The organism is Halostella limicola (assembly GCF_003675875.1).
Taxonomy (GTDB): Archaea; Halobacteriota; Halobacteria; order Halobacteriales; family Natronoarchaeaceae; genus Halostella; species Halostella limicola.
In genome coordinates this window covers 319,322-340,834 of the sequence record NZ_RCDI01000002.1, presented here as the reverse complement: position 1 = coordinate 340,834, position 21,513 = coordinate 319,322, and the positions used below count along the sequence as shown (strand labels likewise).

General features: G+C 70.0%; 27 protein-coding genes. 17 read left to right on the top strand and 10 right to left on the bottom strand.

What is annotated here, in order from left to right; genetic code table 11:
* The first annotated feature begins 64 nt into the window (after nucleotides 1-64).
* On the top strand, nucleotides 65-1,639 hold the full coding sequence (locus D8670_RS09770) for a Na+/H+ antiporter NhaC family protein (protein WP_121817925.1): 1,575 nt from the start codon (nucleotides 65-67) through the stop codon (nucleotides 1,637-1,639).
* Nucleotides 1,636-1,896, top strand: coding sequence for a DUF7513 family protein (locus tag D8670_RS09765; protein ID WP_121817924.1), 261 nt, complete (start codon nucleotides 1,636-1,638; stop codon nucleotides 1,894-1,896). The genes D8670_RS09770 and D8670_RS09765 overlap by 4 nt, the downstream gene beginning before the upstream one ends.
* Here D8670_RS09765 and D8670_RS09760 read toward each other — a convergent pair.
* Nucleotides 1,893-2,225, bottom strand: coding sequence for an uS10/mL48 family ribosomal protein (locus tag D8670_RS09760; protein ID WP_121817923.1), 333 nt, complete (start codon nucleotides 2,223-2,225; stop codon nucleotides 1,893-1,895). The two genes, D8670_RS09765 and D8670_RS09760, sit on opposite strands and share 4 nt — an antisense overlap.
* 111 nt (nucleotides 2,226-2,336) lie before the next feature.
* Between D8670_RS09760 and D8670_RS09755 the strand changes: the two genes are divergently transcribed.
* Together D8670_RS09755 and D8670_RS09750 are read left to right on the top strand one after the other, a co-directional pair.
* Entirely contained in the window at nucleotides 2,337-2,786 is a 450-nt protein-coding gene (locus tag D8670_RS09755) for a bis(5'-nucleosyl)-tetraphosphatase (RefSeq protein ID WP_121817922.1), read from the top strand.
* A 79-nt stretch (nucleotides 2,787-2,865) separates the two neighbouring features.
* Nucleotides 2,866-3,933 carry a DUF5787 family protein gene (locus D8670_RS09750; RefSeq protein WP_121818580.1) on the top strand — a complete coding sequence of 356 codons (1,068 nt, stop codon included), beginning with the start codon at nucleotides 2,866-2,868 and terminating at the stop codon, nucleotides 3,931-3,933.
* A gap of 40 nt (nucleotides 3,934-3,973) precedes the next feature.
* Here D8670_RS09750 and D8670_RS09745 read toward each other — a convergent pair whose 3' ends face one another.
* The 3 genes from D8670_RS09745 to D8670_RS09735 all read right to left on the bottom strand — a co-directional run bounded on the left by D8670_RS09745 (nucleotide 3,974) and on the right by D8670_RS09735 (nucleotide 6,986).
* Complete coding sequence (locus tag D8670_RS09745) at nucleotides 3,974-5,041, bottom strand: twin-arginine translocation signal domain-containing protein (protein ID WP_121817921.1); 1,068 nt, start codon at nucleotides 5,039-5,041, stop codon at nucleotides 3,974-3,976.
* Nucleotides 5,042-5,099: 58 nt separating this feature from the next.
* Complete coding sequence (locus D8670_RS09740; RefSeq protein WP_121817920.1) at nucleotides 5,100-6,401, bottom strand: DUF7405 family protein; 1,302 nt, start codon at nucleotides 6,399-6,401, stop codon at nucleotides 5,100-5,102.
* 87 nt (nucleotides 6,402-6,488) lie between these two features.
* On the bottom strand, nucleotides 6,489-6,986 hold the full coding sequence (locus tag D8670_RS09735; RefSeq protein WP_121817919.1) for a DUF5797 family protein: 498 nt from the start codon (nucleotides 6,984-6,986) through the stop codon (nucleotides 6,489-6,491).
* Nucleotides 6,987-7,090: 104 nt separating this feature from the next.
* Between D8670_RS09735 and D8670_RS09730 the strand changes: the two genes are divergently transcribed.
* Both D8670_RS09730 and D8670_RS09725 read left to right on the top strand, forming a co-directional pair.
* Nucleotides 7,091-7,327, top strand: a complete 237-nt coding sequence (locus D8670_RS09730) for a DUF5789 family protein (protein WP_121817918.1) — start codon at nucleotides 7,091-7,093, stop codon at nucleotides 7,325-7,327.
* Nucleotides 7,328-7,376: 49 nt separating this feature from the next.
* Complete coding sequence (locus D8670_RS09725) at nucleotides 7,377-7,688, top strand: transcription factor S (RefSeq protein ID WP_121817917.1); 312 nt, start codon at nucleotides 7,377-7,379, stop codon at nucleotides 7,686-7,688.
* A gap of 239 nt (nucleotides 7,689-7,927) precedes the next feature.
* Here the strand turns inward: D8670_RS09725 and D8670_RS09720 are convergent, their stop codons facing one another.
* Entirely contained in the window at nucleotides 7,928-8,851 is a 924-nt protein-coding gene (locus D8670_RS09720) for a 2-dehydropantoate 2-reductase (protein ID WP_121817916.1), read from the bottom strand.
* Between the two features lie 130 nt (nucleotides 8,852-8,981).
* Here D8670_RS09720 and D8670_RS09715 point away from each other — a divergent pair, with 130 nt between their 5' ends.
* Both D8670_RS09715 and D8670_RS09710 read left to right on the top strand, forming a co-directional pair.
* Nucleotides 8,982-9,605 carry a hypothetical protein gene (locus D8670_RS09715; protein ID WP_121817915.1) on the top strand — a complete coding sequence of 208 codons (624 nt, stop codon included), beginning with the start codon at nucleotides 8,982-8,984 and terminating at the stop codon, nucleotides 9,603-9,605.
* Between the two features lie 92 nt (nucleotides 9,606-9,697).
* Nucleotides 9,698-10,147 carry an NUDIX hydrolase gene (locus D8670_RS09710; protein WP_121817914.1) on the top strand — a complete coding sequence of 150 codons (450 nt, stop codon included), beginning with the start codon at nucleotides 9,698-9,700 and terminating at the stop codon, nucleotides 10,145-10,147.
* On the opposite strand, the gene D8670_RS09705 is transcribed toward D8670_RS09710, so the two are convergent.
* The 3 genes from D8670_RS09705 to D8670_RS09695 are packed head-to-tail and all read right to left on the bottom strand — an operon-like array spanning nucleotide 10,125 to nucleotide 11,760.
* A complete protein-coding gene (locus D8670_RS09705; RefSeq protein WP_121817913.1) occupies nucleotides 10,125-10,847 on the bottom strand; it encodes a methyltransferase domain-containing protein in 723 nt (240 codons plus the stop codon). The genes D8670_RS09710 and D8670_RS09705 overlap by 23 nt on opposite strands.
* Nucleotides 10,844-11,245, bottom strand: coding sequence for a nascent polypeptide-associated complex protein (locus tag D8670_RS09700; protein WP_121817912.1), 402 nt, complete (start codon nucleotides 11,243-11,245; stop codon nucleotides 10,844-10,846). Before D8670_RS09700 ends, D8670_RS09705 begins: the two co-directional genes overlap by 4 nt.
* Before the next feature lie 41 nt (nucleotides 11,246-11,286).
* Nucleotides 11,287-11,760: a PUA domain-containing protein gene (locus D8670_RS09695; protein ID WP_121817911.1), complete on the bottom strand. Its 474-nt coding sequence runs from the start codon at nucleotides 11,758-11,760 to the stop codon at nucleotides 11,287-11,289.
* 196 nt (nucleotides 11,761-11,956) lie between these two features.
* Here D8670_RS09695 and D8670_RS09690 point away from each other — a divergent pair, with 196 nt between their 5' ends.
* The gene (locus D8670_RS09690; protein WP_193569345.1) at nucleotides 11,957-12,136 is read left to right on the top strand and encodes a hypothetical protein; all 180 of its coding nucleotides are present in this window, start codon (nucleotides 11,957-11,959) and stop codon (nucleotides 12,134-12,136) included.
* Nucleotides 12,137-12,172: 36 nt separating this feature from the next.
* Here the strand turns inward: D8670_RS09690 and D8670_RS09685 are convergent, their stop codons facing one another.
* A complete protein-coding gene (locus D8670_RS09685) occupies nucleotides 12,173-12,670 on the bottom strand; it encodes a LabA-like NYN domain-containing protein (protein WP_121817910.1) in 498 nt (165 codons plus the stop codon).
* Nucleotides 12,671-12,768: 98 nt separating this feature from the next.
* The gene (locus D8670_RS09680) at nucleotides 12,769-13,599 is read right to left on the bottom strand and encodes a M48 family metallopeptidase (RefSeq protein WP_121817909.1); all 831 of its coding nucleotides are present in this window, start codon (nucleotides 13,597-13,599) and stop codon (nucleotides 12,769-12,771) included.
* A gap of 347 nt (nucleotides 13,600-13,946) precedes the next feature.
* Here D8670_RS09680 and dapA point away from each other — a divergent pair, with 347 nt between their 5' ends.
* Genes dapA through D8670_RS09640 form a run of 8 tightly spaced genes read left to right on the top strand, consistent with a single transcriptional unit; the run spans nucleotide 13,947 to nucleotide 21,505 of the window.
* Complete coding sequence (dapA, locus tag D8670_RS09675; protein WP_121817908.1) at nucleotides 13,947-14,870, top strand: 4-hydroxy-tetrahydrodipicolinate synthase; 924 nt, start codon at nucleotides 13,947-13,949, stop codon at nucleotides 14,868-14,870.
* Nucleotides 14,867-15,652: a 4-hydroxy-tetrahydrodipicolinate reductase gene (gene dapB, locus D8670_RS09670; protein ID WP_121817907.1), complete on the top strand. Its 786-nt coding sequence runs from the start codon at nucleotides 14,867-14,869 to the stop codon at nucleotides 15,650-15,652. The genes dapA and dapB overlap by 4 nt, the downstream gene beginning before the upstream one ends.
* The gene (locus tag D8670_RS09665) at nucleotides 15,649-16,491 is read left to right on the top strand and encodes a 2,3,4,5-tetrahydropyridine-2,6-dicarboxylate N-succinyltransferase (RefSeq protein WP_121817906.1); all 843 of its coding nucleotides are present in this window, start codon (nucleotides 15,649-15,651) and stop codon (nucleotides 16,489-16,491) included. The genes dapB and D8670_RS09665 overlap by 4 nt, the downstream gene beginning before the upstream one ends.
* Nucleotides 16,488-17,741 carry a diaminopimelate decarboxylase gene (gene lysA / locus D8670_RS09660; protein WP_121817905.1) on the top strand — a complete coding sequence of 418 codons (1,254 nt, stop codon included), beginning with the start codon at nucleotides 16,488-16,490 and terminating at the stop codon, nucleotides 17,739-17,741. The genes D8670_RS09665 and lysA overlap by 4 nt, the downstream gene beginning before the upstream one ends.
* Nucleotides 17,738-18,589 (top strand): diaminopimelate epimerase, encoded by an 852-nt coding sequence (dapF, locus tag D8670_RS09655; protein ID WP_121817904.1) that lies wholly within the window; start codon nucleotides 17,738-17,740, stop codon nucleotides 18,587-18,589. The genes lysA and dapF overlap by 4 nt, the downstream gene beginning before the upstream one ends.
* Nucleotides 18,586-19,722: a M20 family metallopeptidase gene (locus tag D8670_RS09650; RefSeq protein WP_121817903.1), complete on the top strand. Its 1,137-nt coding sequence runs from the start codon at nucleotides 18,586-18,588 to the stop codon at nucleotides 19,720-19,722. Before dapF ends, D8670_RS09650 begins: the two co-directional genes overlap by 4 nt.
* Before the next feature lie 59 nt (nucleotides 19,723-19,781).
* Nucleotides 19,782-20,717: an ABC transporter ATP-binding protein gene (locus D8670_RS09645; RefSeq protein WP_121817902.1), complete on the top strand. Its 936-nt coding sequence runs from the start codon at nucleotides 19,782-19,784 to the stop codon at nucleotides 20,715-20,717.
* On the top strand, nucleotides 20,717-21,505 hold the full coding sequence (locus D8670_RS09640) for an ABC transporter permease subunit (protein ID WP_121817901.1): 789 nt from the start codon (nucleotides 20,717-20,719) through the stop codon (nucleotides 21,503-21,505). Before D8670_RS09645 ends, D8670_RS09640 begins: the two co-directional genes overlap by 1 nt.
* Nucleotides 21,506-21,513: the final 8 nt, after the last annotated feature.

Here is a 21,513-nt window from a genome sequence, read left to right as displayed (position 1 = left end):
AAATTCAACCCGCTGAATAAAACACGTAAAAACGTTAAAATAGGTTGACGATGGACGGTCGAACATGGCAGTAGGACCACCTGATGATGACGGCGGCGACGACATCGAACAGGAGCTACGGGAAGGAGATGCCGCCCGCGAGGAGAGGGGCATCGAGTTCTACGGCGGCAGGGGGATGAGCGCGTTCCCCATCGGCTTCTTCATCGCGTGGGCCATCGTCCAGAGCGGCCTCCTGCGCATCGGGGACACGTCGGGACTGGTCGCGGGGATGCTGATCGGCCTCATCATCGGCATGCTGTTCGTCAAAGGGTCCTGGAAGACCTACGCGAACACCGTCTTCGAGGGGATGACCCAACGGGTCGCCGCGACGGCCATCGTCGCCTGGCTCTGGGCGGGGATGTTCGCCAACACCATCCAGGCCGGCGGGTTCGTCAGCGGCCTCGTGTGGGCGGCCGACGCCGCGCAGGTCGGCGCGACGCTGTTCCCGGCTATCACCTTCCTCCTCGCGGGACTGCTCGCGACCGGCATCGGCACCGGGTACGGCACGACGGTCGCGTTCACGGGGCTGTTCTTCCCGGCCGGCGTCCTGCTGGGCGCGAACCCCGTCCTGCTGTTCGGCGCGATCCTCTCCGGCGCGGTGTTCGGTGACAACCTCGCGCCGGTGAGCGACACCACTATCGTCTCCGCCGTCACGCAGGACTCGGACATCGGCGGCGTCGTCGCCTCGCGGTTCAAGTACGCCATCATCGCCGCGGTGATCGCGTTCGCGGCCTACGTCGTCGCGGGCGGCGCGATGGAGGGCATTCAGGTCGCGGGCGACGCGCGGGACATCCTCGTCGACCAGAGCAACCCCAACGGGCTGGTTCACCTGATCTCGATGGGCGTCGTCATCGCGACGGCCGTGGCCGGCCGACACATCATCGAGGCCATCTCGTGGGGCATCATCGTCGCGGTGATCTTCAACCTCACGCTCGGGCTCTCCTCGGCGGGCGACATCCTGCTGTTCGAGGCCCCGAGCGACGCACCGCTCGCTGACGTGCTCTCGGGCCTGCCGATCGTCGAGATCGTCGACAGCGGCGAGGCGGCGGTCTCCGGTAGCATCTACTCCGGGGCGCAGGGCTTCTTCCCGCTGATCGTCCTCACCCTGCTCATCGTCGCCGGCGCGCAGATCATGATCCGGGGCGGCGGGTTCGAGGCGATCCAGGACTTCCTGCTGAACAACGTCGCCACGTCGGTCCGCAGCGCGGAGGTGACGATGGTCGGCGGCACGGCGATGGTCAACGGCATGATCACGATCAACACCGCCGCGGAGATCGCCATCGCGCCCTACATCTCCCGCATCGGCGAGAAGTTCAACATCAACGGCTACCGCCGCGCGAACATCCTCGACGCGAACACCTCGGCGCTGGGGTACATCTTCCCGTGGTCCGGCGGCGTCCTCGTCGGCTACGCGCAGATAACCCAACTCCCCGGCGAGTACGACTGGTTCACGCAGGCGATGGTCGTCAACCCGGCCGACGTGTTCCTCTACGTCTTCCACGGCTGGCTGCTCGTCGCCGTGTTCCTGGTCGCCGCTGTGACCGGGTTCGGTAGGGAATACGTTCACGACCGCGAGAGCGAGGAGGTGGCTCGCCTATGATCGAGAAGTACCTGAAAGGCTGGTCGTTCCGCAGCGCGACGCCGTCGTTCGAGCCGGGACAGGAGATAACCGTCGTCCTCACCGGCGTGCGCGGCGACGACGTCGTCGCCCGCGTCGGCGACTCGTTCCTGGCGATAGACGGCACGAGCCCCGAAGACGTCGACAAGAGAGCGAAGGTGAAGGTGACGGAGTTCGACGACAACGACCACGACGGCCGGGCGGAGCTGCTGGAACTCGTCGGCGAGACGACGTTCTAGTCGCGCCCGTTGCCGAGCGGGTTCACCTGTTCGAGTTCGGCCTCGACGTGGACCGAGGGCGGGAACTCCCGGTGCGTGACGCGCCGGGCCAGTTCGTCGTGGCCGTGGATCTCTAGCTTCCGAGCGTAGACGACGTAGTCCCAGTCGTCGAAGCGACCGCCGCCTTCGACGCGCTTGTGCTGGGGGACGCGCAGTTCCGCGGGCGGTTCGGAGTGCGGGCCTTTCAGTTCCGCGCCCTTTCGCTCCGCGGTCGACCTGATGTCCTCGACGACTCGGTCCAGCGCGGCGCGGTCCCCGCTCTGGAGGCGGAGTTTCGTGACGAACGTCATTGTTGGGTAGGGAACGGCGTCCCGCGGGTAAAAACCCACCGCGATGCGCTCGACCCGCGGCACATCCCCGCTCCGGTATCCTCTTAACCGGGCGTCGTTAACGTACGAATAATGACGGTCGAAGCGACGAGCGCCGGCGCGATCCTCTACCGGGATACGCGCGGCCGGCGCGAGTACCTTCTCCTGAAGAGCCGCCCCGGGGACTGGGAGTTCCCCAAAGGCGGCGTGGAGGGAGACGAGGAGCTACAGCAGACGGCGATCAGAGAGGTACAGGAAGAAGCGGGTATCGAGGAGTTCCGACTGCTCGACGGGTTCCGCAAGGACTACGACTACGTCTTCGAGGCGAACGGGAAGACCATCCACAAGACGGTCCACCTGTTCATCGCGAAGTCGTTCGAGGCGAGCGCGGAGCTCTCCCACGAGCACCGCGACCTGCAGTGGCGCGACTACGAGCAGGCGATCAACACGGTCACTCAGGACGGTCCCCGCGAGATCCTCGAGGACGCTCACGAGTTCCTCGACGAGAAACTCGAGGAAGAGGGCGAGGAAGCCGAGGAGTAAGCCCCCGCCGGCAGGCCGCGGTACGGCCGCGCTGCCCGAACCCGGAACGCCTTAGCCCGCCGAGCGTCCAGTGCCCACCGTGCTACCCGGCGGCGACGCGGAGTTCGTCTTCGAACTGCAGGTCTGCGGCTGGGCCGAGCGACGCTGGCCGCCCGGCGACGGGGCCGGCGATGCGGCGGACGACGGCACCGCCCGGATCGTCGCCCGACAGCTCGGCACGAAGCGGCGGCGCTGGGACACCATCGTGATCCAGACCGACGCGGACGCCCTGGAGCGGCGCGCCCGCTTCGGCGAGCGACGGCTCGACTCGGACCTCCTCCACGTCGTCCGCAACGCGCCGGCCGAGTGGGCGTGGTACCGCGACGCCCTGCCGGACCCCGGGTATCCGTGGCGCTACGTCCGCGAGGCGATCCACCGCGCCGACGACCGGGGGATCCTCGACACCCGCCGCGACGGGAACCGGATCGAGATCCGCCGGAAGTGGCCCTACCCGGACTGGGTCGACCGGATCGTCGCGGTCGAGAACAAGCCCGACCTCGACGCGAGCGCGGCCCGGGCGCTGCGCCCGCAACTGGAGCGCGACGTGGCGCTGTCGCTCGCCGACGAGGTGTGGGTCGCCACCCGCGAGACGGGGGAACGCGTCGAACCCGCGCTGCTCGAAGACGTCCCCGTCGAGGCCGGCATCCTGACGGTCGACCCCGCCGCCGACGCGGCGTCGGTCGCCTGGCACCCGCGGTCGCTGCCGGTCGACGAGCCGGGAACGCGCATCCTCGACCGCCCGTCCGGGAGCGAGTACGACCGCTCCCCCGCGACGTTCGAGTACGTCTTGCCCGAGGAGAAGCGAGCGAAGCGCCTGGCGATCGCCGAGCGCGCCTACGAGCGCGGCTGGCGGTCCTACGCCGACACGATGCGCCCCGACTGTCGGCACTTCCGGTTACAGGACGAGAACGGCCAGTTTCTCCCGCGGTGCGGGGCGAAAGGGCGCTGTCAGACCGCGGCGGAGTGTTCCGGGGCCTGTCCCGACTTCGAACCCGAACCGCCGGCGTGGCGCGCGAAGGGGTGGCCCATCGAGGGCGGGCCGGGCAAGCGACTCAAAACGCTGCTCGCTGACCGTCGGCGGCGTCGGCGGCCCGGTCTCTCGGAGTAGCGGGACAGCGGTCGCCCGTGGCCCCTCCCTCTCGAACGGCTCACTCGCCGACCGTGAACTCGACGGGCGGCATGTCGAGAAACGCCGTCTCGTACCCCTCGTGTCGCGACACCTGCGGCGGCGCGTCGACGGCGAGCGTCACCTCGTCGCCGTCCCCGAGGTCGCCGACCGACGCGCCGTAGTGATAGCCCAGGTCGGGCTGGATCGACTTCTGCAGGGGGTCCTCGAAGGCGGTCTCGCCGTCGCGCTCGACCGTCCCCGACAGCGACATGAGCGGGATGGGGACCTGATTGTACGGCGTCCGGGGAGAGGCGGCGAGATAGGTGCCGTTCTCGTCGATGAACGCCGGGTTCTCGACGGCGACGACCTGGAACACGGCGTCGCCGGTCGTCCCCTCGGCGAGGTGCTCGCCGGGGAGGTCCTCGGCCGCCGGCGCGACGGATGTGGGGACCATGTCCATCTCCATCAGGTCGACGGCGCCCGGTTCGCCCTGCTTCTCGTCGAACGTCTCGAACGTCAGGCCGTCGCGCTCGTCCCGGCTGTAGTCGAACTCGAAGCTCACCGATGCCGCGTCGCCGAACCGCCCCTCGAACGCGCCGAGGCGGCGGATGCCCGTCCCGGGCAGGTCGATGGTGACGTCGTACGTCCCGTCGCCGTCGAGCGAGAAGTTGTCGCCGAAGTGAAAGGCCATGTTCTGGGAGATCATCGTCCACGGCGCTTTCGCCGCCACTTCCTCCCCGTCGCGTTCGATCGTCATCCGCGGCCCGGAGCCGATCGGCAGGACCGTCTCGGTCTCGGGGTCCCACACCGACGCCATCAGGTGGACGTCGTCCTGCTCGCGGAGGCTCACTTTCTCCGCGACCGACGCCGTCACCGTCCAGAACCGGTGGGGAAAGGAGTACATCAGGCCGATGGCGTAGTCGCCGTCCGTCGCCGTCCCGATCATCTCCATCCCCTCGACGTGGGTCGGGTGGTAGACGGCGTCCGGTCGGTCCTCGACGACCGGCGGCACGCTCCGCGCGGACTCGGTCTCCAGCAGGTCGGTACAGCCGGCGACGGCGGTGGCGCCGAGCGCCCCCGCTCCCGTCAGAAAGTCGCGTCGCTCCATCGGACCCACGTAGGCACGTCGTCAGGAAACAGGTTCTGGTCCGCGCGTCGAAAGGGCCTCAGTCGGTCGATTCGGGGTCGGGTCGCGGGAGCGCCCGGAGCGACCGCGGCGGTACGAGGTAGTTCCCCCGCCGCCGGACCGACATGTACCGGAGGATGCCGTTGTTCGTGCGCTGGCCGACCGCCGACCCCTCCGAGAGGTCGGTGCCGTTCATCGCTTCCCGCGTCTCGACGAAGTCGCTCAGCGAGCGATGCAGGGAGACGAAGTGGACGCCGGCCTCCCCGCCGTCGGTCGAGTCGAAGTCGCGTCGGAGGATGACCGGGCGGTCGCCCTCGCGCGCCCGGGCGGCCTTCTGAGAGTGACCGACCATCCCCTTGGACCGCGCGTGCTCCTCGACGTTCTCGACGCACTCGCCGTCGATCTGCGTGTCCGTCCCGAGGTTGTCGCCGGTGCCCTCGACCCTGCCCTCCTCGGCGTGGACGGGGCAGAACATCTTGGCGACGCGCTGGTCGCGGGTGTCCTGCTCGTACCACTGCTGGAGGTTCAGCCGGATCCGCGACACCTGCTCGGTCGTCCCGCCGGCGAACGGCCCCGAGTCGATGGTCACGCGGTCCTCGGTCGCCTGGTTCTTCTCGAAGCCGGACTTGAAGCCCATGTACAGCGGCGCGTCCTCGGGCACCGGCTCGGAGTCCGGGATCCCGCGGACGTCCTGGTTCTCGGCCGGCAGGCCGTCGCCGACGAACCCGGTCCGCCGCTCGTCGCGCTCGAACGCGCCGGTCAGGTCGGCCTCCACCTCGACCCCGTTGAGCGTCTCCTGCTCGCCCATCAGGGCCTCCTCGGCGGCCAGCACGACCTGCGCGTGGTCGCTGGCGAGGTGGATCAGCGCGTCCGGTTCGTCGAGTTCCGGGTCCTCCAGCGGCGACAGCGCCCGCGGCTCGGGCAGGTCGACGGACTCGGGGAGCGTGGCGTCGTATCGCTCGAAGTACGCCGGCGAGTAGCCGACGGTGAACAGCAGCCCGTTGGCCTCCCGGCGGTAGGCGCGTTCGAGGCTCCGGAACGCGGTCTCGACCGTCTCGCGCTCCTCGTCCGTCGGCGTCCCGTCCCCGGCGTACGAGAGCAGCAGGAGGACGTTGTGCCGCGGGGCGAGGCGGTTGCCGTGCTCGTCGGCGACCAGTTGCTCGTCCCAGGCGTGCTGGCGTTCCGGCAGGGTCGAGAGGTCCGACGGCCCCTGCGGCACGTCGACGTCCTCGGATTCGTCGCGGTCCATGCACGCGGCCAGCGCCGCCGATCCGCCGATGGCGACGGCCGCCTTCGCGAACTCGCGTCGCGAGATCCCGCGCGAGGTGGGGGGCGTAGGCATCGCCCGCACTAGCGGTCGCAACAGAAAGGGGGTTCTGGTTCGCTCCTCGAAAGGACCGGACGGCCCGTACGCGAGGAGGTTCGCCGGCTATCCGGCGACTTCGACGTCGATCTCCGAGCGCTCGACGGCCAGCCGGAACGTCGGCACGGTGCGGTACTCCACCTCGACGACCTCCTTCCGGCGGAGGCTCTGGAGCGCCGAGCGCACGTCGTCGGTGTCCGGGTCGACGTCGAACCGGTCCCGGAGCTTGTGGAGCACGGAGACGACGCTCTCGGACCGCTCGTCCGGCCCGGCGAGCACCTCGAACACCTGCACCTGCAGCTCCGGCACGCGGATCACCGACGGGACGCTGTCCTCGCCGGCCTCGACGCCGGGTTCGACGTCGACCAGTTCCGCCGCCTCCTCCGTCGCCCGGATGAGGCTGTTGTCGTCGCGGTAGTAGTACTCCTTCAGCTCGTCTTCCAGGTAGGCGTGGACCTCGCTCCCGCCGTCGACGCCCCACCGCTCCTGCAGTTCCGAGTTCTTCGTGGGTTGCAACTCCACCACGTCGGCGAGTCGGTCGCGCGCCTCCTCCGAGAGGGTCATTACCGTCCCGTATGCGAAGGCGCTATTTTTGCTTTCCGTACTCTCCCGTCGCCCTGACCTTTCCGGCGATATTTAGAAGTCCCTCGACATAGTTACGTTCTCTCATGCCACAGCAGATCGACCTCGCCGCCGTCGAGGCTGCCCTGGAGGACCTCTCGTACCCCGTCCTGCGGCCGGACGCGGCGACCGAGTTCGCCCACTGCACGCTCGTCCTCGACGACGGCGAGGCGAACCTCGGCCAGCTCATCTCCGAGACGGACAGCGACGCGTTCGACTCCGCCGCGGCCCTGCGGACCGAACTCGACGAGGCGCTCGCGAAGGACGGTGTCGACGCGACGTGACCGAAACCCCGTCGTTTAAATCACCTGGGTCGCCTATCTGGAGCCAGTAATGGAATTCTGCGACGACTGCGGCTCTATGATGAAAGCCGACGACGGCCTCTGGGTCTGCTCCAGTTGCGGCAACGAACAGATCAAAGACGAGGACGCCGACTTCGTCATCACCGACGCGCAGGAGGAAAGCGAGATCATCGAGTCGAGTCCCGAGGACAGCGGCCTCCCGACGACCGAGACGCACTGTCCCGACTGCGGCAACGACCGCGCGCACTGGTACATGCAGCAGATCCGCGCGGCCGACGAGTCCGAGACGCGCTTTTTCATCTGCACCGAGTGCGAGCACAAGTGGCGCGAGGACGATCATTAAAGACGGCTTTTTCCCGCTCGGGTCGCCTCCGACGACCACTCGCGCAAAAAAGCTCGGCCAAAAAAGCCCGCGAGCGCCGACGGCGCTCGCGGTGAACCGCTCACTTCGTTCGCGGCCAATAGTCCCTGAAGCCCTGCCCTTCCCCGGGTCGTGCGGCGCTCGCCGTACTGGCTCGCGCCGCGCTCCCGGCCGGTGTGCGAGAGTTGTGGTAACGTCGTCTCTCCGCCCCCACACCTCGACTACCTCTGGTTGCGATCCGCCCAGGGCCGCAACACGGCTTCGACCGCCTCGTTCATCGGCGCGTCGACGCCAGCGTCGTCCGCGTGCCGCACCACGGAGCCGTGGAGGCCGTCCAGTTCCATCCGCTTGCCGTGGGTCAGGTCGTAGTGGAGCGACGAGTACATGTCGGGGTCGAGGTCGCGGGCGAAGTCGAGCCAGTCCTCGACGGTGTCTTCTGGGAGGTCGACGCCCTCCGCGCGGGCGACGGCGCAGACCTCTTCCAGCAATCGGCGGAACATCTCCCACGACGCGTCGGCGTCGCGCACCTCGCCGATCGGGAGGCGGGTCGTCGCGGTCATGCCGGCCTGCGCGCAGATGAACGCGAACTTCCGCCAGAGTTCGATGCGGACGTCGTCGGCGAGCACCGCGTCGACCCCGTCGCACGCGGACAGCGCGTCGTCGAGCGCCTCGATGCGGTCGGACCGCTTCCCGTCGAGTTCGCCGTAGACGAACCGCGCCGGGCCGCCGGTGTGCTCGACGACGCCCGGGTCGCCGATGGTCGAGAAGATGTACGCCACGCCGCCGACCACGCGGTCCTCGCCGACCTCCTCTGCGAGCCAGCGCTCGTTGTCGACGCCGTTCTGGAACGAGACGACCGCTCCGTCCTCGCCGAGCAACGGTTCGAGGTCCGCGGCGGCGCTCCGCGTGTCGAACGACTTCACGCAGAACAGGACGTAGTCGCAGAGGCCGACGTCGCTCGGGTCGTCGGTCGCCGGGGTGTCGACCGTCGTGTCGCCGGCGATGCTCTCGACGCGCAAGCCCTCGGCCCGGAGGGCGTCGAGGTGGTCACCGCGGGCGATCAGGTGGACGTCGTGCCCCGCGTCCGCGAGTCGGGCGCCGAGGTAGCCGCCGACGCCACCCGCGCCGAAAACGGCGAACTTCATACCACTCGATCCGGCGGGGAGATGATAGAGGTTCGGGACGTGGACCCGGACAGTCACCGAGAGATTCGAGAGGTCCCTCCCCGCCCGAACTGTGTGACATATATTACCGATACGATCGTCTCTCTAGACGATGTCTCCCGCGTTCGATCCCTCCGCGGCCGAAACCTGGAGTCGGCTCCTGAGCGCGCTCGCCGTCCTGACGACCGCCGCGGCGGCTGGTTACCTCCTGCTTCCGCTGCCGCTCTCGGACGCGTTCTTCGCCGCATGGGTGCTGTTCGCGGTGGGGCTCGCGCTCCTCGGCGCGGTCGGCGCGTGGACGGGGCGGCCGGTCCCGGTCTGGCTGGCTGCGCTCGCGCTGACAGCGCTTTCCGTGGTCGGGATGTGGTCGATCGCCGGCTTCGTCGGGCCCGCCGCGGCGCTCATGCTCGCCTCCGCCCTGCTCTCACGGCGGGCGGATCCGGACGGACCGGAGGGGACCGCCCCCGAGTCGAGAACGCCGGACGAGTCACTCCCGAAAGCGCTGGGCGGCGCGGCCAGCGCGGTCGTCGGCGCCGCCCTCGTGTACGCGGGCGCGTTCACCGGGGAGCTGTTCGGGGCCTGCGCCAGAGAGACGGTGGACTGCGCCCTCGCCCGGACCGACTGGGCCGCGGTCGGGATCACCGTTCTCGGACTGGCCGCGGTCGGTCTCGGCGCGTGGACACTCTGGCGGCAGGTCGGCGCCGCGCGAGCGCCGGCGGCGAACCGGACGCGATAGGGTGTCGGGGCGGCTCGGTCCGCCGAGGCCGGGACGCTCGCGGCCGGCCCTCCGACAGCTATTTGCCGCGATTCCGCCTATCCGGGTAGTCCATGAGCTGGCGCGACGTCCGGCCGGTGGCGCTCGCGGTCGTCCGCAGGGGCGAGGAGCTGCTCCTCGCCGAGCACTACGACCCCGCGGAGGAGTACACGTTCTACCGGCCGCTCGGCGGCGGTATCGAGTTCGGCGAACGCAGCGAGGAGGCGGTTGTCCGGGAGTTCCGCGAGGAACTGGGGGTCGAACTCGTCGACGTCGAGCGTGTCGGCACGTACGAGCGGGTGTTCGAGTTCGACGGGGAGCAGGGCCACGAGATCTGGCGGCTCTACGAGGGGGACATCGTCGAGGACTGGCCCTACGAACGGGACCGCTTCGATGCGGAGGAGCCGGAGCTGGACGAGACGTTCGAGGCCGTCTGGAAGGACCCGACGGCGTTCGAGACCGGCGAAGAAGTGCTCTATCCGCCGGAGCTGCTCGACGACCTCACTCCCGCCGGGCGACGGTGAGGTAGCCGGTGTGGCCGACGCCCGCGGTGGAGGGGCGCGAGCCCCGGTCGTCGAAGTCCATCTCGCGCTCGATCGTTTCGAGCGTGCGGACGTTCGAGAGGCCGACCTCGCGGGCGGTCCGCGCGACCTCCCGCGTGTCCTCGACGAACGGCGAGTACACCGCGACGTAACCGCCGCGAGCGAGCAGGTCGGGCGCGCGCTCGACCACGGCGGGCGCGTCCTCGGTGTCGAGCGTTATCACGTCGAACTCGCCGAGGTCGTCGACGTGCTCGGTCACGTCGCCGGCGCGCACCTCGACGGCGTCGGCGACGTTCGCCGTCTCCATGTTGGCGCGGGCGACCTCGGCGAACTCGGGGTCGCGCTCGAAGGTGAGCACGTCCGCGCCGATCCGGCCCACGTACGCGGCGAGCACGCCGGTCCCGGTGCCAGCGTCGAGCACGCGGTCGTTCGCCTCGACGCCGACCTCGCCGATGATCCGGCCCACGTCGCGGGGGACCATCGGCGCGCCCGTGCGTTCGAGGTGGTGAAAGAGGTCCGGCCCACGCAGCCGGCGGACGACGAACTCCTCGCCGAGGTGGGTCTCCAGGACGTCGCCCGGCTCGACGTCCTCCGGCACGTCGAGGACGCCGAGGTCGGTCTGTAGCTCCTCGCCGGGGTCCCGGAGGTACTCGCGGTCCCCGTGGACCAGAACGACCGTCACTCTAGGCTGTCGACGGCCGCGGCGAGGTCGCCGTCGTTCTCCTCCAGCGCCTCGCGGGCGTCGTCCTCGGGGACGTCGGCGCGCATCGCGACGATCTCGACGTCGTCGTCCGGGATCTCCGCCGCGCCGGCGTCCTCGTCGTCAGCGGCGCCGGCGTCCGCGGCCTCGGCGCCGCCGGCCGATCCGGCCTCGCGAGTTTCGGGCTCGCCGACGACCTGATAGGTCTGCTGGCCCTGCGCGTCCATGCGCGTCACGTCGGCGTCGGTGAACACGAGGTCCTCGTCCGAGGTCCGAATGATCACTTCCTGGGCGTCGAGCTCGTCGAAGTCGATGCCCATCTGTTCCATCATCTGCTTCATCTTGCGAGGGTTCATCCCCCCGCCGCCTCCTCCGAACATACGCGGACGGTCGCGTTACTGCGAGAAAAGACTGACGAAGGTTATTCGCCGGCGCCCTCTCGGACCTTCACAGCCATCCCCGTCTCGAAGTCGAGCATGGCGTCGGCGGACAGCTCCGCGCGGCCGACGCCGAGCAACTCGCCGGACTCGTGGACGACCAGCACCTCGTCGTCCGGGCGCACCCCGGGGTCGACCTCGTCGACGAACTTGGCGAACGCGTTGCGCCCGTCGCGGACGAACGGTTCGCTCTCGTCGCCGACGACGACGCGGGCGGTCGGCGCCGCCAGTCCCGCCGCGAGGCGGCGCCCGCCGGCGAGCGCGAGGGTGAACCGCCCGTCGATGCCGTGAGAGACGAGGCGCCCGTCCTCGGCCAGCACCTGCTGGGGGCGACCGGTGCTGGTGCGTTTGATCTCGAGCGGTTCGTCGGGTGGGAACAGCGCCGAGCCCGCGCCGCCGCCGAACTGGTAATCGGCGACGGTGCGCAGGCGCGCCAGATCGCTTTCGTCGTCGGTCATTGCCGCCGATTTCGACCGCGATACTCGAAAGCCCTTCGACACGCGGGCGTCGGGGTCGCGCTTCGTTCCTTCCGCTGCTGGCCGAACGGGTTCGGGGAAAGGTACAGGCCCTGCCACGTATTATGGTAATAGGTAACACAGGGCCGTCCGGCGATTAGAGAAAAATATAAGCGTGCGGTTCCGATCTACGATCACAATGGATACGAAGAAAGTCGCGCTCGGGGTCGTGCTGCTCGCCGTGAGCAGCGCCATCCTCCTGGCATCCGGAATCATGCGGGGACAGTCGCTGCTCATCCCCGCCGCACTCGCCTCGCTCGGCATGGCCGCCGGGTCGCTGCTCATCGGTACGTCGGGCAGCGACGGTCGTCCGGTCTGATTCTCCGGCCCGCTTACGGCGGGACGGTCGCCGCGCTCAGAGGAGGAAGGTGTCGGGGCGTTCGCTCAGGTCGATGAACGCGTCGACTGCCTCGACCAGTTCGTCGGACGTCGACTCCTGGAACCCCATCGCCTCGACGCGGACGCCCTCGTGACGCAGGTGCGAACAGAGCCGCGAGAAGTCGCCGTCGCCGGTACAGAGGACGATGGTGTCGACGTGGTTCGTCAGCGTCACGGCGTCGAGGCACATCCCCACGTCCCAGTCGGCCTTCTTGGACCCGTCCTTGAACGTCTTGATGTCCTTGATCTTCGTCTCGTAGCCGATGTCGGTGAGCGCGTCGAAGAAGCTCTCCTCCTCGGGTGAGTCCGCCCGGATCACGTACGCGATGGCGCGGACGAGCTCGCGGTCCTGTACCCCCTTCTCCAGCAACGACGAGTAGTCGATGTTTCTGCTGTAGATGCTCTGTGCCGTGTGGTAGAGGTTCTGCGCGTCGGCGAGCATCGCGACGCGCTGGCCCGCATGTATGTCAACCATGGCTCAACAGAGGCGGCCCCCCGCCAAAATGGCTTCGACGGAAGGCCGAGCATCCGGAGGAACCGATCCCGACTGGCCCGGAAAAACGGAAACGCGGCTCAGTAACTGCGGAGTTTCTCGATGCGCTTCTCGACCGGCGGGTGCGTGGCGAGGATCTTCTTCATGAGGCCGCCCTCGCTGTCGAAGATACACAGCGCGCTCACCTCGTCGCTGACGCGGCTCTCCCGGCCCTCGGACCCGCGCTGGATCTTCTCCAGCGCGCGGGCGAGGGGGTCGCCGGAGCCGACGTACTGCGCGGCGTCGCTGTCGGCGACGTACTCGCGGTAGCGCGAGATGGCCAGCACGAACAGCATCACGAACATCTGGGTGAGGATGCCGGCGATGTAGCCGAGCACGAAGTCGGCGATGTCGTTGTCGCCGGACAGCATGACCGCCCACTGGACGGCAATGCCGAAGATGGAGGCGATCGACTGCCCGAGTACCATCGTCACCACGTCACGGTTGTCGATGTGTGCCAGTTCGTGGGCGATGACGCCCTCCAGTTCGTCGCGGTCGAGGAGGCGGATGAGCTCCCGCGAGACGACCACGACGCCCGCGCCGCGTCGCCCGGTCGCGAAGGCGTTGGGGACACCCATGTCCGCGACCATCAGCTTCGGCTTCTCTAGGTCCATCTCCTTGCAGAGGTCCTCGACCATCCAGTGGATCTCCTGGTACTGCTGTTCGTCCATCTCCTCGGCGCCGACGCTCCGGAGCGACGCCCACTTCCCGAACTTGTACTGGAAGCCGGCGAAGAGGACGGTTCCGACGAGCACCAGCGGCCACGCGCTCGTACCGAACAGGAGCAGGGCGAAGCCCGCCCCCGCGGCGTAAAACGCGAAGAGGAGGGTGCCGACGACCGCCATCCGGAGTTTGAGTCCTACGTGTCTCATACGCGGTACTATCGGCGCGCGACGCATAAATCCCTTATTCATCCTGATAGATGGTAGCGTGGACCGCTCCACGTGCGGTGCGGGGGCGCCGTAGCCCGCGGCCCGCAACGCGCCGACGGGGCAGGTTTCGCTCCCGACACAAGTGCTAAGTCCCCGCTGCCCCTGTTTCCCGGTAATGCCGGACGCCGCTCTCAGGGGGGACGCTCGCAGTCGGCCCGCGAGCGGCGCGGCCGCTCTTCTGAAAAAACGCCCGTGAGGAGCGCTCGCGGCGAGGGTGGCGTCCTCGTCCCGGGTGCGCCCGACGGGCACCGCGCGACGAACGACAGCGACACTACCAGAGACACACCATGACACGCGACATCGACTTCAGCGGCGTCTACCCGGCAATGGTCACGCCGTTCGACGCCGACGAGCGCATCGACTTCGAACAGCTCCGCGACGACGCCCGGCGCCTGGAGAGCGCGGGCGTCGACGGCCTCGTCCCCGTCGGCTCCACCGGGGAGTCCGCGACGCTCACCCACGACGAGCACGTGGAGGTCGTCGAGGCCGTCATCGACGCCGTCGACGACGTCCCCGTCATCGCGGGCACCGGGAGCAACAACACCCGCGAGGCGCTGGAGCTCTCCGAGCGCGCGGCCGACGCCGGGGCCGACGCGCTCCTGCTCATCTCGCCGTACTACAACAAGCCCGAGCAGCGCGGCCTCGTCGAGCACTACCGGACCGTCGCCGACGCGGTCGACCTGCCGCAGATCGTCTACAACGTCCCCTCGCGGACGGGGCGGAACATCGACCCCGACACCGCCGTCGAACTGGCGAGCCACGAGAACATCACCGGCTTCAAGGCCGCCAGCGGCGACCTCGGTCAGATAACCGAGATCGTCGAGCGCACGCGCGACGAGCAGTTCGCCGTCCTCTCGGGCGACGACGCGCTCACCCTGCCGACCATCTCGGTCGGGGGCAGCGGCACCATCAGCGTCGCCGCCAACGTCGAGCCCGAGCGCACCTGCGCGATGGTCGGCGCGGCGCTGGCGGGCGACTACGAGCGCGCCCGCCAGATCCACCACGAGCTCGGCGAGCTGTTCCGCGCGCTGTTCGTCGAGACCAATCCCATTCCAGTGAAGGAGGCGATGCAGGTCCGCGGGCACGGCCCCGCGCGGCTGCGCTCGCCGCTCACGCGCCTCTCCGAGGAGCACCGCGACTACGTGCAGGACGTGCTCGACGCTCTCGAAACCGAGGACCTCGAGGACGAGTACGCGGAGGTCGAGCGATGACCGTACGGCTCGCGATCACCGGCGCGACCGGGCGGATGGGCCGCGAACTGATCGCCGAGGCGGCCGACCGCGGCGACGTCGAGGTCGTGCTGGCGGTCAATCGCGACCCCGACGCCGACGAGGTGGACGGCGTCGCGGTCGAGGACGCGGCCGACTTCGAGGCGCTGGTCGCGGACCGCGAACCGAACGCCGTCATCGACTTCACCGGCCCAGAGTCGAGCGTCGAGTACGTCGAGGCGGCCGCCGACGCCGGCGTCCCGGCCGTCGTCGGCACGACCGGCTTCTCCGACGACCAGATCGACGCGCTGCGGGCTGCGAGCGAGGCGGTGCCCGTCCTCAAGGCGGCGAACTTCGCCCGCGGCGTACAGGCCCTGCTCGACGTGGTCGGCGACGCCGTCGCGAACCTGCCGGGCTACGACGTGGAGCTCGTCGAGACCCACCACAACGCGAAGCGCGACGCGCCCAGCGGCACCGCGAAGTCCATCCTTCGGGAGGTGGAGAGCGCACGGGGGATCGACGAAGGCGAGGACCGCCGCGTCCACGGCCGCGAGGGCGAGGCCCCGCGCGAGGACGGCGAGATCGGCGTCCACGCGCTCCGGGCGGGCGACGTGACCGGCGAACACGAGGTGATCGTCGCCGGCAACCACGAGGAGGTGCGGCTCACCCACCGCGCCGAGAGCCGCGGCGTGTTCGCCGCGGGCGCGGTGGACGCGGCCGTCTGGATAACGCAACGGGAATCAGGGTGGTACGACTTCGGTGACGTACTGGAGGATTCAGCATGAGTCAGGCGACGCTTCAGTCAGAGATCGAGGACCTGTGGCAGCGCTATCAGAACGACGAGATCGACGCGGAGAGCGCGGGCGCGGACGCCGCGGACACGCTCGAAGCGTTCCTCGACGCCCTGGAGGCGGGCGAGGTGCGCGCCGCCGAACGATCCGGGGGCGAGTGGGAGGCCAACGAGTGGGTGAAGGAGGGGATCCTCCTCAACTTCGGCCTCCGCGAGACCGAGGCCCGCGAGTACGGCGGCGTCCGGTACCACGACGTGCTCCCCCTGCGCGACACCGCCGACCTCGGCGAACGCGGCACGCGCAACACGCCAGACGGCACGACGATCCGGCGGGGCGCGTACCTCGGCGAGGACTGCATCATGATGAGCCCCTCGTTCGTCAACATCGGCGCGTACGTGGGCGACGGGACGCTCGTCGACTCGGCCGACACGGTCGGTTCGTGCGCCCAGATCGGCGAGAACGTCAAGCTCGGCGCGAACACGCTGATCGGCGGCGTCCTCGAACCGGTCGAGGACGCGCCGGTGATCGTCGAGGACGACGTCTCGCTCGGCGCGGGCTGTCGCGTCACCAGCGGCTTCGTCGTCGGCGAGGGGTCGGTCGTCGGGGAGAACACGCTCCTGACGCCGCGCATCCCCGTCTACGACCTCGTCGAGGAGGAGGTGCTCTACGGCGAACTGCCGCCGGAACGGCGCGCGTTCACCCGCTTCGTCGAGTCGTCGGTCGGCGAGCACGACCTCTTCGACGGCGGCGCGTACAAGCCCGCCGTCGTGGCGACGAGCATCGAGCAGGAGACGCTCGAAGCGGCGGCGAAGGAGGAGACCCTGCGCGAATGAGTTCGGCGACCCCGGCGGTGCGCAGGCTGGACGACTGGGACGCCGAGCGGCTGCGCGACCTCCGCTCGGAGCGCGGGAGCCCGCTGTACGTCCTCGACCTCGACCGCGTCCGCGAGAACTTCCGTCGCCTCGACGCCGCCTTCCCCGACGCGGACGTGCGCTACGCCGCGAAGGCGAACACGCTGGGCCGCGCGATGGCGGCGCTCGGCGACGAGGGCGCGGGGATCGAGTGCGCATCCGCCGGCGAGACCGCCCGCGCGATCGACGCGCTGTCGGGCGTCGTCGACGACCCGGGCGCTCGCGTCCAGTACACCGCAGTCAACCCGCCGGACGCCGACCTCGATACAGCAGTCGAACTGTGGCACGAGTTCCCCGGCCTGACGGTGACCGTCGGCGCGGCGGACACCCTCGACCGCCTCGCCGAGCGCGGCTACGACGGCCGCCTCTGCCTGCGCGTCAACCCCGGCGTCGGCGCGGGCCACCACGAGAAGGTCCGCACCGGCGCGGACGCGAAGTTCGGCGTCCCGTACGACCGCGCGGCCGACCTGCTCGCCGACGCCGCCGACCGCGGGTTCGACGTCGTCGGGGTCCACGCCCACGCGGGCAGCGGCATCTCGGGCGATGACCTCTCGAACCACCGCGACCTCGTCGCGCGGATGGGCGACCTCGCGCGGGACGCCCCCGTCGACCTGGAGTTCGTGGACGTGGGCGGCGGTTTCGGCGTCCCGTACCGCCCGGACGAGGACCCGCTGGACCTGGACGCCGTCGCCGAGGCGACCCGCGACGCGCTGGGCGAGGTCGACGCCGAACTGGCGATCGAACCCGGGCGCTACCTCGTCGCCGACGCGGGCGTCCTGCTGACCGACGTGAACACGGTGAAGGAGACCGCTGAGACGACCGTCGTCGGCGTCGACGCGGGGATGACGACCCTGCTCCGCCCGGCGATGTACGACGCCTACCACCACCTGCGGAACCTCGCGCCGGACGCCGCAGACCGCGAGACGGTCGCCCAGACGGTGACCGGCCCCATCTGCGAAAGCGCGGACGTGCTCTGCACGGACCGCGACCTGCCGGCCCCCGAGCGCGGCGACACGCTCGCCGTCGGCAACGCCGGCGCGTACGGCTACGAGATGACGAGCCAGTACAACTCCCGACCGCGGCCCGCGACGGTGACGCTCTCCGGCGGCGAGGCGACGCTGGCGCGCCGCCGGGAGACGCTCGCCGACCTGACGAGACTGGAGGAACCATGATCAGCTACGACAAGTACCACGGCACCGGCAACGACTTCGTGATCGTCGACGCGGACGAGGACGTCCCCGACTGGGCGGCGTTCGCGCGCGCCCACTGCGACCGGGAGACGGGCGCGGGCGCCGACGACCCCGACCGAACCACGGGCGCGGACGGCGTCCTCGTCCTCGACCTCGACGACGCGCCGACGCCGCCCGAGGTGGAAATGCGCCTCTACCAGCCGGACGGCGGCACCGCGGCGATGTGCGGCAACGGCGCCCGCTGCGTCGCGCGGTGGGTCGCCGACCGCACCGGCGCGGACGAGGTGGTCATCCACACCCCGGCGGGCACCCGCCGGGCGGAAGTCCGCGGCGATGAGGTGGCCGTCGAGATGGGGCTGCCCTCGTTCGACCCGGAGGACGTCCCCCTCGCCGGCGACGAACCGCTGGTCGAGGAGACCGTCGAGGGCGTCGAGGTGACGGCCCTGACCACCGGCGTCCCCCACGCCGTCGCGTTCGTGGAGGACGTGGACGAGGTGAATCTGGACGCGTTCGCCGCGCCGATCCGCCACGCGGACGTCTTCCCCGAGGGGGCGAACGTCAACGTCGCCGCCGAGAGCGGGGACGGCGACGGGTTCGACCAGCGCACCTTCGAGCGCGGCGTGGAGGGCGAGACCGACGCCTGCGGCACGGGCGCGGTCGCCATCGCGGTGGCCGCGCGGCGGACCGGCCGCACCGACGACGAGACCGTCGCGGTCTCGCCGCCCGGCGGCGACCTCTCCGTGCGCGTCCCCCGGCAGGGGCCGGCGATACTGCGCGGTCCGGTCGAGCGCGAGTTCGCCGGTGAACTCCCCGCCGCGCCCCAGCCATGAGCTTCGGCCCGGTCGACTTCCTGGAAGACGCGGTCCCGATAGACTCCACCGAGGACGTGAGCGAGATGCGCGACTTCCTCGTCTCGACGCTCGCCGAGCACGGCGTCGAGGCGACCGTCGACGACGCCGGGAACACTGTCGCCGCCCGCGGGACCGGCGGCCCGCACGTCCTCCTCAACACCCACGTCGACACTGTGCCGCCGCACGTGCCGTACGAGCGGGGGACGGCGCGTAGCGCCGCAGAAGAAACGAGCGGCGAGACGCCGCGAGTCGACGGCGACGTGATCCGCGGCCGCGGCTCCTGCGACGCGAAGGGGCCGCTCGCCGCCCTGCTCTCGGCGTTTCTCGGCGCGGACCTGAGCGACGGGAACGGCCGCCTCACGCTCGCCGTATCGCCGGACGAGGAGACGCTGTCGACGGGCGCTGCGGCGCTCGACCTCGACGACCTCGATCCGGACTGGTGTATCGTCGGCGAGCCGACCGGGCTGGACGTCTGCAACGCCGCGAAGGGGCGCTTCCAGGGGACGATCGCTCTCTCGGGCGAGAACGCCCACGCTGCGGAACCCCAGGAGGGGACGAACGCGGTGGACGCGCTGGAGGAGGTCCTGCGGGCTCTGGAGACGTTCGACGACCGCGACGACGCGCCGCCCGCCCACGACTCGCTCGGCGCGGCGACGCTCACGCCGACCACTGTGGCGGGCGGCAGCGCGACCAACCAGATCCCGGCGGAGTGCGAACTCGTCGTCGACCGGCGGAGCGTCCCGCCGGAGACCAGCGAGGGCTTTCGCTCGTCGCTGGAAGCCCACCTGCGCGAACGCGTGCCCGACGACGTGGGCGTCTCCTTCGACCTGACCGACCGCGAGAGCCCGTTCCTCGAAGCGTTCTCGACGCCGGCCGACGACCCGCTGGTGACGGCGCTCCGTGGGGCGGCCGGCGGCGACGTGCGTCCCTTCACCGCCGCGACGGAGGCATCCTACTTCGCCGCGGTCGCGCCGACGGTCGTGTTCGGTCCGGGCGACCTGGCCGACGAGGCGGGCGCCGTCGCCCACGCCGACCGCGAGTACGTCCGCGTCGACGAGGTGCGGCGGGCCGCGGACGCGCTGGCGGCGGCGCTCGGCGAGCTGCTCGGGTGAGCCATTATTGCAGTCTCGGAAGGGATAGATTCAGGATGGAAGAGCCACGATAGCGACGAATGGGCGCGATCGAGGTCGACGGCCTCACGAAGGACTACGGCGAGGTGCTCGCCAACGACGGCGTCGCGTTCGACGTCGCCGACGGCGAGGTCTTCGGCTACCTGGGTCCGAACGGGGCCGGCAAGACGACGACGATCCGGACGCTGATGGGCTTCCAGTCGCCGACGGCGGGGACCGCGACGGTGCTGGACGCGGACGTGCGCGAGGAATCGGAGCTCATCGCCGCCAAGGAGCGTATCGGGTACCTCCCCGCCAACCCGGCGTTCGACGAGACGGTCACGGGCCGGCAGGTGCTCGACCTGCACGGGTCGATCAAGGGCGAGCGTCGCCGGACGGAACTGCTCGAACTGTTCGACCCCCCGCTCGACCGGAAGATCCGGGACTACTCCACGGGGAACGTCCAGAAGCTGGGGCTGGTGCAGGCGTTCATGCACGACCCGGACCTGGTCGTGATGGACGAGCCGACGGCCGGACTGGACCCGCTGATGCAGCAGCGGTTCAACGATTTCGTCCGCGCCGAGCGCGAGGCCGGCACGACGGTGTTTCTCTCCTCGCACGTGCTGAGCGAGGTGCGTCGGATCTGCGACCGCGTCGGGATCATCCGGGAGGGTCGCATCGTCGCGGTCGAGCGCGTGGTCGACCTGCTCGGCCGCTCGGGGAAGTCGGTACGGGCCCGCGTCGCCGGGTCGGTCGAGGCGAGCGACGTGACCATCGACGGCGTCCACGACCTCGCCGTGCGCGCCGCCGACCTGGGGAGCGAGGAAGTCGCGGTCGGTGGCGACCCGGTCTCCGGGCCCGCGACGGAGCTGACGTTCACCTACACCGGCGACGTGAACGAACTGGTCGACTTCCTCGACGGGTGTGACCTGCTCGAACTCGACGTGGAGGAGGCCCCGCTCGAAGACGTGTTCATGCGGTTCTACGGAGACGACTGATGCTGGAGATCGCACGCTTCGACGGTCGGAAGCGACTGAAGGGCGCACTGGCGATGACGGTCGCCATCGGCGCGCTGACCGCGATGTACGTCGCGCTGTATCCGTCGGTCTCGGCGTCGGCCGACCTGGACCAACTGCTCGAGGCGTATCCGCCGGCGCTGCGCGAGGCGTTCGACGTCCGGACGCTGAACACCATCGAGGGCTTTCTCGCGACCGAACTGTACGCGTTCGCCTGGGTCATCCTGCTCGGCCTCTACTTCGCGTACGCCGCCGCCGGTCTCGTCGCCGCCGACGTCGAGCGAGGCCGGATGGACGTGCTGCTCGCCATGCCCGTCTCGCGTAGCCGGGTCGTTCTGGAGAAGTTCGCCTCGCTCGGCGTCCCCCTGGTCGTCGCCAACACGCTGATCCCGCTCGTGGTGTTCGCGTCGACCTACGCCGTCGGCGAGGAGATCGGCGTGGTCGACGTGCTCGCGGCGCACGCCCTCTCGATACCCTACCTGCTCGCCTGCGCGGGCATCGGCCTCGTCGCGTCGGTCGCCCTCGACCGTGCGTCGCTCGCGCAACGCGTCGCAGCGGGGGCCGTGTTCGGCCTCTTCCTCTTCGAGTCGCTCGTCTCGAACACGGAGTACGAATGGGTCGGCGGTATCTCCCCGACGCGGTACTACTCGCCGGGCGACGTTCTCGTCGACGGCACGTACGACCTCGCCGGATCCGTGATCCTGCTCGCGGGGACGGCGGCGCTAGTGCTTGCGAGCCGCGAGTGGTTCCGCAGGACGGACATCGAGTGAGAAACGGC